The 13,566-nt window shown below is 56.5% G+C and carries 12 protein-coding genes; all 12 read right to left on the bottom strand.

Annotation, left to right across the window (positions count from 1 at the left end; genetic code table 11):
- Positions 1–18 precede the first annotated feature (18 nt).
- The 12 genes from mce to nuoG all read right to left on the bottom strand — a co-directional run bounded on the left by mce (position 19) and on the right by nuoG (position 13,539).
- Entirely contained in the window at positions 19–423 is a 405-nt protein-coding gene (mce, locus tag J7395_RS14365; RefSeq protein ID WP_062948584.1) for a methylmalonyl-CoA epimerase, read from the bottom strand.
- A gap of 102 nt (positions 424–525) precedes the next feature.
- Entirely contained in the window at positions 526–2,202 is a 1,677-nt protein-coding gene (locus J7395_RS14360; protein ID WP_170954023.1) for a ribonuclease J, read from the bottom strand.
- Positions 2,203–2,287: 85 nt separating this feature from the next.
- Positions 2,288–3,070: a type III pantothenate kinase gene (locus J7395_RS14355; RefSeq protein ID WP_097050174.1), complete on the bottom strand. Its 783-nt coding sequence runs from the start codon at positions 3,068–3,070 to the stop codon at positions 2,288–2,290.
- A gap of 35 nt (positions 3,071–3,105) precedes the next feature.
- Complete coding sequence (locus J7395_RS14350; protein ID WP_209221945.1) at positions 3,106–3,864, bottom strand: biotin--[acetyl-CoA-carboxylase] ligase; 759 nt, start codon at positions 3,862–3,864, stop codon at positions 3,106–3,108.
- A gap of 2 nt (positions 3,865–3,866) precedes the next feature.
- Positions 3,867–5,306 (bottom strand): NADH-quinone oxidoreductase subunit NuoN, encoded by a 1,440-nt coding sequence (gene nuoN / locus J7395_RS14345; RefSeq protein WP_247742188.1) that lies wholly within the window; start codon positions 5,304–5,306, stop codon positions 3,867–3,869.
- An 11-nt stretch (positions 5,307–5,317) separates the two neighbouring features.
- A complete protein-coding gene (locus J7395_RS14340; RefSeq protein WP_062948576.1) occupies positions 5,318–6,835 on the bottom strand; it encodes an NADH-quinone oxidoreductase subunit M in 1,518 nt (505 codons plus the stop codon).
- Between the two features lie 6 nt (positions 6,836–6,841).
- On the bottom strand, positions 6,842–8,851 hold the full coding sequence (nuoL, locus tag J7395_RS14335; RefSeq protein WP_062948574.1) for an NADH-quinone oxidoreductase subunit L: 2,010 nt from the start codon (positions 8,849–8,851) through the stop codon (positions 6,842–6,844).
- Between the two features lie 7 nt (positions 8,852–8,858).
- A complete protein-coding gene (gene nuoK, locus J7395_RS14330) occupies positions 8,859–9,167 on the bottom strand; it encodes an NADH-quinone oxidoreductase subunit NuoK (protein ID WP_007089416.1) in 309 nt (102 codons plus the stop codon).
- A complete protein-coding gene (locus J7395_RS14325; protein WP_062948572.1) occupies positions 9,167–9,775 on the bottom strand; it encodes an NADH-quinone oxidoreductase subunit J in 609 nt (202 codons plus the stop codon). Before J7395_RS14325 ends, nuoK begins: the two co-directional genes overlap by 1 nt.
- A gap of 82 nt (positions 9,776–9,857) precedes the next feature.
- Positions 9,858–10,346 (bottom strand): NADH-quinone oxidoreductase subunit NuoI, encoded by a 489-nt coding sequence (gene nuoI / locus J7395_RS14320; RefSeq protein WP_062948570.1) that lies wholly within the window; start codon positions 10,344–10,346, stop codon positions 9,858–9,860.
- A gap of 31 nt (positions 10,347–10,377) precedes the next feature.
- A complete protein-coding gene (gene nuoH, locus J7395_RS14315) occupies positions 10,378–11,391 on the bottom strand; it encodes an NADH-quinone oxidoreductase subunit NuoH (protein ID WP_062948568.1) in 1,014 nt (337 codons plus the stop codon).
- Between the two features lie 87 nt (positions 11,392–11,478).
- Positions 11,479–13,539: an NADH-quinone oxidoreductase subunit NuoG gene (nuoG, locus tag J7395_RS14310; RefSeq protein WP_097050171.1), complete on the bottom strand. Its 2,061-nt coding sequence runs from the start codon at positions 13,537–13,539 to the stop codon at positions 11,479–11,481.
- Positions 13,540–13,566 lie beyond the last annotated feature (27 nt).

Here is a 13,566-nt window from a genome sequence, read left to right as displayed (position 1 = left end):
ATACGGCGGGAAAGAAACTTAAACCTGTTCAAGCTCAACAAGCGTCCCGTTGAAATCCTTGGGATGCAGGAACAGAACCGGCTTACCATGCGCACCGGTTTTGGGCTCCCCGGTGCCCAGCACGCGCGCACCATTTTTCAAAAGCTGATCGCGCGCCGCCAGAATATCCTCGACCTCATAGCAGACATGATGAATGCCGCCCGATGTGTTTTTATCAAGGAACCCCTGAATGGGCGATCCCTCGCCCAGCGGGTAAAGCAATTCGATCTTGGTGTTGGGCAGTTCGACAAAAACCACAGTCACCCCATGATCAGGCTCGTCCTGCGGTTCGGAAACCTTCGCGCCCAGGACATCACGATAAAGCCGGATACCTTCCTCAAGGTCCGGCACCGCAATCGCCACATGGTTCAGCCGTCCAATCATGTTCTACTCCTGCAATGTGATCTGCCCGATCACCGCCAATCTAGGACGCGCATCACGACAAAGACAACTGCCCTTTTGGTCGTATGCCACGCCCCAGACTGCCTAGTTCTTCTCGTTGACGCGAACCAGATGCACCTCGATCAATGGCCGCTTGCCCAGCCGCTGTCGCACCGGGCGGCGCAATGCCTGCCGGATCGCAAGGATCACCGCCGCATCGTCAAGCACCTCGTCATCGTCAAGCTGATCGACCCGGTTGCCAATCTCGGCGGCAAAATGATCAAGGCGGACATCATCGCCGTCCTCGTCAAACAGGCTGGGTGCCGTGATCATCGGTTCACCGACCATCTCGCCAAACTGGTTCAGCACCACGGTCACAAACATCACACCGTTCCAGACGATGCGATTGCGGTTGCGGATGGTATCGGAATCCCGTTTCAGCAACCGCCCGCCATCAAGGCAAAGCACGCCGCTTTCGGCAACACCAATCACATGCGCACTGCCCGGCGACAGGCGAATGACCGTCCCGTCATGCGGGATCACCTGTTCAGGGATCTGGCATTCCGCGCCAAGCGCTGCCTGTTCGCACAGATGGCGGGTTTCTCCGTGTACCGGCACAAGGATTTTCGGACGTGTAAGCTGATACATCCGCGCCAGATCCTGCCTGCCCGGATGGCCCGATACATGGATCGGTTCATCGCGCGCGGTAATCACGCGGATGCCGCGCCGGATCAGAAGGTTCTGGATATAACCGATGGATTTTTCATTGCCCGGAATTTCGCGTGCGGAAAACACAACCGTATCGCCAGGATCAAGCTGCACGGTCGGATGATCCCCCTTGGCAATGCGCGACATCGCCGCACGCGGTTCGCCCTGCGACCCGGTACAGATCAGCAAGACCTGATCCTTGGGGACCTCCATCGCGTCTTCATCGGTCAAAAGGTTCGGATACGACGTCAGATAGCCAACCGCGCGTGCGGCCTCGGTCACACGGTTCAATGACCGTCCGGCAAGCCCGACACAGCGGTTGTTTTCATGTGCTGCTTCAACAATTGACTGCAACCGCGCGACATTGGTGGCAAAACACGCAACCGCAATCCGGCCCTGTGGCGTTTCGGCAAAAAGTTTTGACAGGTTCTTGGCAACCTCGCCTTCCGATCCGGTCTGGCCTTCGGAAAAGACATTGGTTGAATCACAAATCAGCGCCATGACCCCTTCATCGCCAAGCGCCTCAAGCTTCTTGACGTCGGATGCCTCGCCAATCTGGGGATCGGGGTCAAATTTCCAGTCGCCGGTATGCACCACAAGGCCCTTGGGGGTGCGGATCGCAAGCGCGTTGGGTTCCAGGATCGAATGGGTCATGGTGACGAATTCGATGTCAAACGGCCCTTTTTTGAACCGCCCGCCAAGCTCGATCACATGGATCGGCACCTGATCGGCAAAATCGGTTTCCGCCAGTTTGGCTTTCAGGAATTCGGCGGCAAACGGGGTGGCATAGATCGGGCATTTCAGCCGCGGCCAAAGATACGGCACCGCGCCAAGGTGATCCTCATGCGCATGCGTCAGAACAAGGCCAAGAAGTTTGTCTTTGCGTTCCTCGATAAAGGACGGATCGGGCATGACAACATCGACACCGGGCAATCCTTCCTCGCCAAAGGAAACGCCCATATCGACCATCAGCCACTGATCGTCATATCCGTACAAATTGAGGTTCATGCCAATTTCGCCAGATCCCCCCAGCGGCACAAACAGCAATTCGTCTTTCGGCAAATACAAATCCACGGATGATCACCCTTGTCTTTCAGCGGTGAGAAATACGATCACGGGGCGTACCCGCGTCACTTCACAGTCAATGTCGGTTAACAGTCTAGTTCGATTTTGCGCTGTTGCGGCGATAAATCATCAAAAGCCCCAGCATCGTCAGATCGCCATGCAGATGTTCGATCTCGTCAACCGCCTTGGTAAACAGCGGTGCCAGCCCGCCTGTCGCGACAACCTTCATATGATCGATGCCCTGCTGCTTGCGAATGCGCGCCAGAAGTCCCTCAATCATCGCGACATAGCCCCAGTAAACCCCGGACTGCATCGCCTCTACCGTATTCTTGCCAATCACGTTGCGCGGTGCCTCGATCGCCACCATCGGCAACTGGGCCGCCGCCATATGCAGCGCCTTGATCGAAAGGTTCACCCCCGGTGCAATCACACCGCCAAGGTAATTGCCTTCTTCATCAATCACGTCAAACGTGGTTGCCGTCCCGAAATCAAGCACCACAAGCGGCCCGCCAAAAAGCTTGTGGGCTGCAACCGCATTGACCAGCCGGTCGGCACCAACTTCGCTCGGGCGGTCCATGATGATCTTCATATCCAGATCAACCGCCGGATCGCCGACCACCATCGGCTCGACATTGAAATAACGCCGGCACAGGGTTTTAAGGCTGAATTCGGCCGCCGGAACCACGGTCGCGATGATCGCGCCCGTAATCGCGTCTTTTGGCACATCCGACAGGGTAAACAGATGATGCAGCCATACGCCAAGTTCATCCGCCGTGCGCTCAACCGTCGTTGAACAGCGCCACTGCCCCTTGATCGTATCGCCGTCAAACACCGCGAAAACGATGTTGGTATTCCCGGCATCAATCGCCAGCAACATGATGTTTCGTCTCCCCGTTATCGTCCTGTGTTTATTTATGCTTTAAAGAACACTTCGCCAGCCCCGACGCGATGCTCGGTTCCGCCTGCTTCTCTTAGAACAAGCGATCCATCATCATCAAGCCCGACAAACGTGCCCTCAAGCGTTCTTTCGGTCAGGCGCGCAATCACCGGCTCGCCGATACCGTATGCGCGTGTCAGCCACGCCTCGCGCACCGGGGCAAACCCCTGCGCTTCCCAAACCGGCAGCCAGCTTGCCACCCGCGCGACATAGGCCGAAAGAAGTTCCCCCACCGATACCGGCGCGCCAAGGGCTGAAAGCGACGTCGCCGGACGTTCGGCATCATCGGGATAAAATGCAACATTCACCCCGGCCCCGATCACCAGATAATCGGTTTCCGAACCGTTGTTCGATGCACTTTCCAGCAGAATACCCGAAATCTTGCGGCCATTGACCATCAGGTCATTGGGCCATTTGCAATCCGGTCTGACCCGGTTGCCACTGACCAGCTCAATCGCCTCGGCCATTGCGACCGCAATCAGGAATGTCAGTTTGGCCGCTTCAAAAAGCGGACAATCAGGACGCAGCAAAAGGGAAGAATAAAGATTGCCAACCGGGGATGACCATGCGCGGCCGCGCCGTCCCCTGCCCGATGTCTGTTGGCGGGCCCAAATAAGGGCGCCACTATGGGCGCCCTTATCAGCAAGGCGTTTCGCCTCTTCATTGGTGCTGTCGATCACTTCCAGTTCATGAAGGTAAAAACCTTCCGGAAGCCGGATCGTCGGCTTGGTCATCCTTACTGCCCGAGCAAGGCCGTCGCGGCAACGCCGGCACTATCCATCAACGGGTTCGGGAAGAAAACGAAAGCCAGAAGAATGACCGTCGCAACCGCCATGATCACATTCATCTCGGTGCCGTTCTTGTCGAACGCTTCGACCGGCTCGTCGAAATACATCACCTTGATGATCCGCAGATAGTAATAGGCACTGACGACCGAGGTCACCAGACCGATCACCGCCAGTGTCACAAGACCGGCGTCAACCGCTGCCTTGAACACGTAAAACTTGCCAAAGAACCCTGCAAGCGGCGGAATACCAGCCATCGAGAACATCAGGATCGCGGTAACGGCAGCCATCAGCGGCTTGGTCTTGGCCAGACCGGCAAGATCGGTGATTTCCTCGACCATGCGGTCATTGCGACGCATCGAAAGGATCACGGCAAAGGTGCCAAGGTTCATGACAAGGTAAATACCCAGATAAACCAGAATACCCGCAACACCTTCGGACGTCCCGGCCGCAAGACCGACAAGTGCGAAACCGACGTGACCGATGGATGAATAGGCCATCAGACGTTTGATATTGTCCTGACGGAGCGCCGCGAACGACCCCCATGCCATCGACAGGATCGACACCAGAACGATGATCTGCTGCCAGTCTTCGACAACCCCCGCAAACGGGCCAACCGCAACGCGAACGAACAGTGCCAGACCGGCAATCTTCGGCGCGACGGCAAAGAACGCCGTCACCGGGGTCGGTGCGCCCTCATAGACGTCCGGGGTCCACATATGGAACGGAACCGCGGAAACCTTGAAGCACAGACCGGCAAACATGAAGGCCAGACCAACCAGTGTCCCGACCGAAAGGCCGCCAGCACTGATCACATCGCCAAGAACGGCAAAGTTGGTCGAACCGGTAAAGCCATAAACCATCGACATGCCATACAGCAGCATACCCGACGCAATCGACCCCAGAACGAAGTATTTCAGGCCCGATTCCGTGGCGCGAACGGTGTCGCGGCGGATCGCCGCAATCACGTAAAGTGCGAGCGACTGAAGCTCAAGGCCAAGATACAGCGACAGCATGTCGGTCGCCGATACCATCGCCATCATGCCAAGTGTGGCAAGCAGGATCAGGATCGGGAATTCGAACCGCGACATGTTTTCGCGTTCGGCGTAATTCATCGCCATCACGATACCAATCGACGAACCGATCAGGATCATCACCTTGGTGAATTTGGCAAAGGCATCTGCCGTGAACTGGCCATAGAACGCCACCCCGCCGTCACCCAGAACCACCAGCACAAGGGCGATGATCTGGGCTGCAACCGCAAGCCATGAAACGGTGCGGAAAGCCTTGTCCTTACCGGCAAACACGCCAAGCATCAGAAGGGCAAGGGCCGAAACGGCCATAAAGATTTCGGGCAATGCCGCCCCGAGGTTGAGCATAGAAACTCCCATGTTCATTCCCCTCAATTCGCCGCTAGCTGCGCAGCCTGAGCTGCGGCAGCCTGCGCCGTTTCGACCTGGTTGACGAGGTTTTCAACCGAAACATGCATGATGTCGAGGAAGGAGACCGGATAGACCCCCATCCACAGAACGATGATCACCAGCGGTGCGAAGATCAGCCATTCACGCGGGCTCATATCAAGGATCGATTTAAGATTTTCCTTGGTAAGGGCCCCGAACACGATGCGGCGATAAAGATACAGCGCATAAGCCGCACCAAGGATCAGACCGGTCGCGGCAAAGAATGCCACCCAGGTATTGGCTTCGAACGCGCCCAGCAATGCCAGGATTTCGCCAACGAAACCACCCGTCCCCGGAAGACCGACAGACGCCATCGTAAAGAACATGAAGATAACGGCATAACCCGGCATACGGTGCACAAGGCCACCATAGGCATCGATCTCGCGGGTATGCATGCGGTCATAAACCACACCAACACACAGGAACAATGCACCGGAAACCACACCGTGGCTCAGCATCTGGAAGATCGAACCTTCGATGCCATGCTGGTTAAAGGTGAAGGCACCGATGGTGACGATACCCATATGGGCAACCGACGAATAGGCAATCAGCTTTTTCATGTCCTGCTGTGCAAGCGCGACCAGCGACGTATAGATGATCGCCACAATCGACAGCGTGAACACCAGCGGGGCAAAGGTTTCAGACGCCAGCGGCATCATCGGCAACGAGAACCGAAGGAAACCGTACCCCCCCATTTTCAGAAGAACACCCGCCAGGATCACCGAACCGGCAGTCGGTGCCTCAACGTGGGCATCGGGCAACCAGGTGTGAACCGGCCACATCGGTACCTTGACGGCAAAGGATGCAAAGAACGCCAGCCACAGCCAAAGCTGCATGTTATAGCTGAAACCATGCGCCATCAGTGTCGGGATGTCGGTCGTGCCTGCATCGAAATACATCGCAAGCAGCGCGACCAGCATCAGAACGGACCCCAGCAGCGTGTAAAGAAACAGCTTGAAGGCTGCATAAACACGACGCTGACCGCCCCAGACACCGATGATGATGAACATCGGGATCAGAACGCCTTCGAAGAACAGATAGAACAGCAGACCGTCAAGCGCGCTGAACATACCGACCATCATCGTTTCCAGGATCAGGAACGCGATCATGTATTCCTTCACGCGTTTCTGGATTGCTTCCCATGCCGACAGAATGCAGATCGGCGTCAGGAAGGTCGCCAGAAGCACGAACAGCATCGAAATGCCATCCACGCCCATGTGATAGGAAATATTCAGGCCCGGCATCCAGTCGGCTTTTTCAACGAACTGGAAATCGGCCGTGGTGCTATCGAAATTCACCCACAGCATCAACGATGCGGCAAAGGTAAAGCCCGACGTCCAAAGGGCAACCCAACGGGAGTTGCGGGCGACATTCGCCTCTTCCCCGCGGATCAGCAGCACAAACAGTGCGCCGATCAGCGGCAAAAAGGTGACGATCGAAAGAATTGGATAATCGCTCATCGCCCGTTAACCCATCTTCCAAATTGTGTAAGACACCAAGGCGGCAATACCGATCAGCATCGCAAACGCATAGTGATAGACGAAACCGCTCTGAAGGGCGCTGACACGACGTGCAATGTTACGGCATGCTGCGGCGACACCATCCGGACCGACACCGTCGATCAGCGCACCATCGCCCGATTTCCAGAAGCCATAGCCAAGATAGAAGGCTGGCTTGACGAAAATCTTGTCGTAAAGCTCGTCGAAGTACCATTTGTTCAGTGCGAAGCGGTACAGACCGTTGAAGGTATTGGCCAACTGACGCGGCAGCGACGGCACCAGCTTGTACATCACAAGGGCGATGACAAAGCCCGATACCATGGCAACAAACGGTGCCAGCTTGACCCAGCCCGGAACATGGTGTGCATGTTCAAGGGCCTGATGACCTTCGGCCATGAAGATCGCGCCATTCCAGAACGCCAGCATTTCTTCATAGTCACCACCACCGAACCAGTCCTTGGCGAACCAGCCGGCAAAGATCGCGCCGATGGTCAGGAACAGAAGCGGCAGCGTCATGACAGCCGGGCTTTCATGGACATGGGCCATGGTCCGCTCGTCCGCACGCGGGGTGCCAAAGAAGGTCATGAAGATCAGGCGCCAGCTATAGAACGACGTCATCAGTGCCGCCAGGATACCGGCCCAGAAGGCATAGGTCCCGACTGCGGTATGTGCCGCAAACGCGCTTTCGATGACAAGGTCCTTGGAATAGAAGCCCGCAAGCCCCGGGAAACCGGTAATCGCAAGCGTACCAACCATCATCACCGCAAAGGTCAGCGGAACCATCTTGTAGATGCCGCCCATCTTGCGCATGTCCTGCTCGTCCGACATCGCATGGATCACCGAACCGGCACCAAGGAACAGAAGCGCCTTGAAGAAACCATGCGTCATCAGGTGGAACACGCCCGCCGAATAGGCCGACACGCCGCAGGCAAAGAACATATAGCCAAGCTGCGAACAGGTCGAATAGGCGATCACGCGCTTGATGTCGTTCTGAACGCAACCAATCGTCGCGGCAAAGAACGCGGTCGATGCGCCGACAACCGTGACGATGGCAAGGGTGGTTTCGGCATATTCAAAGATCGGCGACAGGCGCGCGACCATGAACACACCGGCCGTCACCATGGTTGCCGCGTGGATAAGTGCGGAAACCGGCGTCGGGCCCTCCATCGCATCAGGCAACCACGTATGCAGGCCAAGCTGTGCCGATTTGCCCATCGCACCGATGAACAGCAGGAAACAGGTGATCTCAAGCGCCGAAAACTCATGACCAAGGAACAGAAGGGTCGTTCCGGCAACTTCTTCGGCATTGCCAAAGATCACGTCGAACTGAACGCTGTCGAACAGGACGTAAACCGCAAAGATACCAAGCGCAAAACCAAAGTCACCAACACGGTTGACGATGAACGCCTTGATCGCAGCCGCCGATGCCGACGGCTTGGAATACCAGAAACCGATCAGAAGATAGGACGCAAGCCCCACCCCTTCCCAGCCAAAGAACAGCTGGATCAGGTTGTCTGCGGTCACCAGCATCAGCATGGCAAAGGTAAACAGCGACAGATACGCCATGAAACGCGGCTTGTCGGGATCGTGCGACATGTAACCGATGGAATAGATATGAACCATCGACGACACACCGGTCACAACGATCAGCATGACACAGGTCAGCGTATCAAAACGAAGCGCCCATTCGGCTGTGAAGTTCCCCGAAGAAATCCAGGTAAACAGCTGAACCGTGATCGGGTTGCCGCCAAGGGCAACATCGACAAAGGCGAAAATCGAAATGATGAAGGCCGTCACCACACCGCCAACCGTAATCAGCTGGGAGATGCGGTCAGACGTCGAAACACCGTGATGATGATGGCCGTGGCTGTCATGACCGTGACCGGCATCGGACGTGGACGACATGGCGCCGGCCAGCGTGATGATGCCTGCGATCGTGGCAGCGATCAGGGGCAGGAATACAATCAGAGGATACATATCTGCCTTACCCCTTCATCATGTTGATGTCTTCAACCGCAATCGTGCCGCGGTTACGGAAATAGACCACCAGGATCGCAAGACCGATCGCTGCCTCGGCGGCGGCAACGGTCAGGACGAAGATGGTGAAGACCTGTCCGACGAGATCGCCAAGGAACGACGAGAACGCGACAAGGTTGATATTGACTGCCAGCAGCATCAGCTCGATCGACATCATGATGATGATGACGTTCTTGCGGTTCATGAAGATGCCAAAGATCCCGAGTGTGAAAAGGATCGCCGCGACGGTCAAATAATGTGCAAGACCGATTTCCATCAGATCCCCCTACCGACCGGAACTTTTTTGACTTCAAGCGTGTCAGCGCGATCGCGTTTGACCTGCTCGGAGATTTTCTGACGGCGGACACCTTCACGGGTACGCAGCGTCAGGACAATTGCGCCAATCATCGCAACAAGCAGCACCAGACCGGCAGCCTGGAAGATGTATGCGTAATCGGTGTAGATCAGTTGGCCAAGCGCCTCGACATTGGTCAGTCCGGCGGGCGTCGGATGCGCCAGAACCGCAACCTTGTCATCAGACAGTGCCCAGCCCGCGCCGACAAAGGCCAGTTCCACAAACAGCACCAGCGCGATCAGAACCCCGATCGGCAGATAGTTGAGGAAACCCTGACGCATCTCGACAAAGTTGATGTCGAGCATCATGACGACGAACAGGAACAGAACCGCGACCGCGCCGACATAGACGACGACGAGCAGCATGGCGAGAAACTCAGCACCCAGCAGGACGAAAAGCCCGGCTGCGTTAAAAAATGTCAAAATCAGCAGCAGTACCGAATGCACCGGGTTGCGAACGGTCACAACCGCAGTCGCGGACAGAACCGCGACAGTAGCAAACAGGTAAAAAGCCAAAGCCTGTACGACCATAAGGTACCCCCTTGGCGAGCCGCCCCGCCCCAATGGCAGACAGCGGCCCATGAACTCTCTCTTTAACGATCAGACGCGACACTTACCGATAAGGTGCGTCTGCCTCCAATCGTGCAGCAAGCTCGGCTTCCCAACGCTCGCCATTTTCAAGAAGCTTGTCCTTGTCATAGAGAAGCTCCTCGCGGTTTTCGGTTGCGAACTCGAAGTTCGGACCTTCGACGATGGCATCCACCGGGCAGGCTTCCTCGCAGAAACCACAATAGATGCATTTCGTCATATCGATATCGTAGCGCGTCGTACGACGCGAACCGTCGGTGCGCGGCTCAACCTCGATGGTGATGGCCTGCGCGGGACAGATCGCCTCGCAAAGTTTGCACGCGATGCAACGCTCTTCCCCGTTGGGATAGCGACGCAGCGCATGTTCGCCACGGAAACGCGGGCTCAGCGGACCCTTTTCATACGGATAGTTCAGCGTCACCTTCGGCTTGAACATGTATTTCAGGGTGAGCGCCATGCCGGAAACGAGTTCCACCAGCAGGAAGCTCCGGGCCGTCCGATCAATAAATGACATCGTTTACCTCTCTCTTTCCGATGCGCGGCGATCAGGCCGGGACCTTGTCAAAAGCAACCAGGAACGTGGCGACCAGCATGACCCAGGCAAATGACAGCGGCAGGAAGACTTTCCAACCCAGACGCATAAGCTGGTCATAGCGGTAACGCGGGAATGTCGCACGCACCCAGAGGAATATGAACAGAACGAAGCAGATCTTCAGGATGAACCAGATCGGCCCCGGGATGAAATCAAGAACCGGCAGCGGCGCGGTCCAGCCCCCCAGGAACAGAACGGCGCAAAGACCGCTCATCAGGATCATGTTCGCGTATTCACCCAGGAAGAACAGCGCAAAGGTCATTGCCGAATAATCGACGTTATAACCCGACACCAGCTCGGCTTCCGCTTCCGGAAGGTCAAACGGCGCGCGGTTCGTTTCGGCCAGGATCGACACGATGAAGACCACAAACATCGGCAGGTGATAGATGAAGTTCCATTCCCAGATACCGCCGCCCTGGCCGCGAACGATGTCGCTCAGGTTCAGGGACCCGGTGGTCAGCAGAACGGAAATGATGATCAGGCCAATCGAAATCTCATACGAAACCATCTGAGCGCCGGAACGCAGCGCACCAAGGAAGGCGTATTTGGAGTTCGATGCCCAACCGGCCATCACGATGCCGTAAACACCCAGCGATGAAATCGCGAACAGGTACAGAATGCCGACATTCAGATCCGCCAGTACCATGCCCTCGTCGAACGGAATAACCGCCCAGGCAATGATCGCCAGAATGAAAGTCAGCATCGGGGCGATGATAAACACGCCCTTGTTGGCACTGGTCGGAACGATTGTTTCTTTCAGAAACAGTTTCAGACCATCGGCCAGCGGCTGCAGAAGACCAAACGGCCCCACAACGTTCGGGCCCTTGCGCAACTGCATCGCACCGATGACCTTGCGCTCGGCATAGGTCAGATAGGCGACAGCAACCAGCAGCGGGACAACAATCGCCAAAATCTTGGCGACGATCCAGACCAGCGGTTCAATATATCCGTCCCAAAGAAGTTCCATCGGTCAAACCGTATCTTTTGCGTTTCGTCCCTGAATTGGGACACCCCCTTGCGGGACGGGCGACGATGTCATCGCCGCCCCCCAAACTCAGGCAACCTTCTCGGCAGCCGCATCCTTGACAAAGGCCTCTGTACATTTGGCCATCGTCACCGATGCACGGCTGATCGGGTCGGTCATATAGAAATTGCGAACCGGCGAGGTAAAGCTGTCTGGCTTCATATCGCCTTTCTTGCCGAAATCGGCCCACTCTGCCTTGGTAACAGCATTCAGCGAGGTGAAAGTCGGGCTGAGTTCAACCATGCGCGAACGCACGGCTTCAATGCTGTCATACGGAAGCGCCTGGCCAAGTGCACCCGAAAGCGCACGAACAATCGCCCAGTCTTCCTTGGCGTCGCCAACCGGGAAAACAGCGCGCCAGCCCTGCTGGGCGCGGCCTTCGGTATTGACGTAGGTACCATTCTTTTCGGTATAGGCAGCACCCGGAAGGATCACGTCTGCTGCCTGTGCACCGGCATCGCCCATCGCCCCCTGATAGACCACAAAGGCCTTCTCAAGTTTCGACATGTCGATTTCATCGGCACCCAGAAGGTAAACAACCTCGACATCGCCTTTTGCCGCGGCATCAAGGATGTCGTTAGTCGCAAGACCGCCCTCGCCCGGAACAAAGCCCAGATCAAGGCCACCAACGCGCGATGCGGCGGTGTGCAGGACGTTAAAACCGTTCCATTCGCCCGAAACCATGCCGTATTTGTCGGCAATCGCCCGGACGGTCGCCAGAACCGCATCGCTGTCGTCACGGTTAAGCGCGCCCATGCCAACGATGATCATCGGCTTTTCGGCAGCTTTCAGAACCTTGGCGAAATCGTTCTTGCCATCGAGAACCGCGGAAAGCGTTTCCGCACCGGCACCAAGATAGTCGTGCTTATAGGTCGGGTCCCAGCTTTCGCCGATGATGCCAACCTTGAAGTCACCGGCCGTCGCACGCCAGCGCTTGCGCAGGCGGGAATTGATGATCGGTGCTTCTGCGCGGACATTCGCCCCAACGATCAGGCAGGCATCGGCTTCGTCGATCCCGGCAATCGTGGTGTTAAAGATATAAGAGGCACGCGGGCCGCCGATTTTCGAACCGTCCTGACGGCAATCAAGGTTCGGCGACCCAAGGGTCCCCATCAGATCCTTAAGGGCCGTCATCGATTCACAATCGACCGTATCACCGGCAATCGCTGCAATCTTCTTGCCATCAAGCCCGGAAACCTTTGCCTTGATCGCGGCAAAGGCCTCTTCCCAGCTTGCTGCTTTCAGCTTGCCATCGACACGCACATACGGACGATCCAGACGCTGGCGTTTCAGGCCGTCAATCGCATAACGGGTTTTGTCCGAAATCCATTCCTCGTTCACGTCGTCATTGGTACGCGGCAGAACGCGCATGACTTCGGCACTGCGGGAATCGATACGGATGTTTGATCCAACCGCATCCATAACGTCGATGCTGTCTGTCTTTTTCAATTCCCACGGACGCGCGGTAAACGCATAGGGCTTGGACGTCAGCGCACCAACCGGGCAAAGATCGACCAGGTTCCCCGAAAGTTCGGAATTGATCGATGCTTCGATATACGGTCCGACCTCGGTATCCTCGCCACGGTAAACAGCACCCATGGTGCCGACACCTGCGACTTCCTCGGAAAAACGGACGCAACGGGTGCAGTGAATGCAACGGGTCATGATCGTTTTGACGATCGGGCCCAGTTCCTTGTCCTTCACCGCACGCTTTTTCTCGGCATAGCGCGACGCATCAAAACCATAGGCCATTGCCTGGTCCTGAAGGTCACATTCACCGCCCTGGTCACAGATCGGGCAATCCAGCGGATGGTTGATCAGCAGGAATTCCATCACGCCATTGCGTGCTTTCTTGACCAGATCGGAATCCGTCTTGATCACCATTCCATCTGCCGCAGGCATGGCGCAGGACGCGACCGGCTTCGGTGCACGTTCCATCTCGACCAGACACATACGGCAGTTGCCGGCGATTGACAGGCGTTCGTGATAGCAGAAACGCGGAATCTCCTTCCCGGCCTCTTCACAGGCCTGAAGGACTGTCGCCCCGGCTTCTACTTCAACTTCAATACCGTCAACTGTCAGTTTCGGCATGTCTCAATCCCTCTCAACAGGCCCCTC

The sequence above is a fragment of the Thalassospira sp. A3_1 genome, assembly GCF_017744215.1.
Lineage (GTDB): Bacteria > Pseudomonadota > Alphaproteobacteria > Rhodospirillales > Thalassospiraceae > Thalassospira > Thalassospira lucentensis_A.
Note: the sequence above shows the minus strand (reverse complement) of the source record. Positions and strands in the feature narration are given on the sequence as shown.

What these genes read in the sequence shown, in the direction of transcription:
- mce (WP_062948584.1), bottom strand. Translation starts at nt 423, where the DNA reads ATGATTGGACGGCTGAACCATGTGGCGATTGCGGTGCCGGACCTTGAG.
- J7395_RS14355 (WP_097050174.1), bottom strand. Translation starts at nt 3,070, where the DNA reads ATGTTGCTGGCGATTGATGCCGGGAATACCAACATCGTTTTCGCGGTG.
- J7395_RS14350 (WP_209221945.1), bottom strand. Translation starts at nt 3,864, where the DNA reads ATGACCAAGCCGACGATCCGGCTTCCGGAAGGTTTTTACCTTCATGAA.
- nuoN (WP_247742188.1), bottom strand. Translation starts at nt 5,306, where the DNA reads ATGGGAGTTTCTATGCTCAACCTCGGGGCGGCATTGCCCGAAATCTTT.
- J7395_RS14340 (WP_062948576.1), bottom strand. Translation starts at nt 6,835, where the DNA reads ATGAGCGATTATCCAATTCTTTCGATCGTCACCTTTTTGCCGCTGATC.
- nuoL (WP_062948574.1), bottom strand. Translation starts at nt 8,851, where the DNA reads ATGTATCCTCTGATTGTATTCCTGCCCCTGATCGCTGCCACGATCGCA.
- nuoK (WP_007089416.1), bottom strand. Translation starts at nt 9,167, where the DNA reads ATGGAAATCGGTCTTGCACATTATTTGACCGTCGCGGCGATCCTTTTC.
- J7395_RS14325 (WP_062948572.1), bottom strand. Translation starts at nt 9,775, where the DNA reads ATGGTCGTACAGGCTTTGGCTTTTTACCTGTTTGCTACTGTCGCGGTT.
- nuoI (WP_062948570.1), bottom strand. Translation starts at nt 10,346, where the DNA reads ATGTCATTTATTGATCGGACGGCCCGGAGCTTCCTGCTGGTGGAACTC.
- nuoH (WP_062948568.1), bottom strand. Translation starts at nt 11,391, where the DNA reads ATGGAACTTCTTTGGGACGGATATATTGAACCGCTGGTCTGGATCGTC.
- nuoG (WP_097050171.1), bottom strand. Translation starts at nt 13,539, where the DNA reads ATGCCGAAACTGACAGTTGACGGTATTGAAGTTGAAGTAGAAGCCGGG.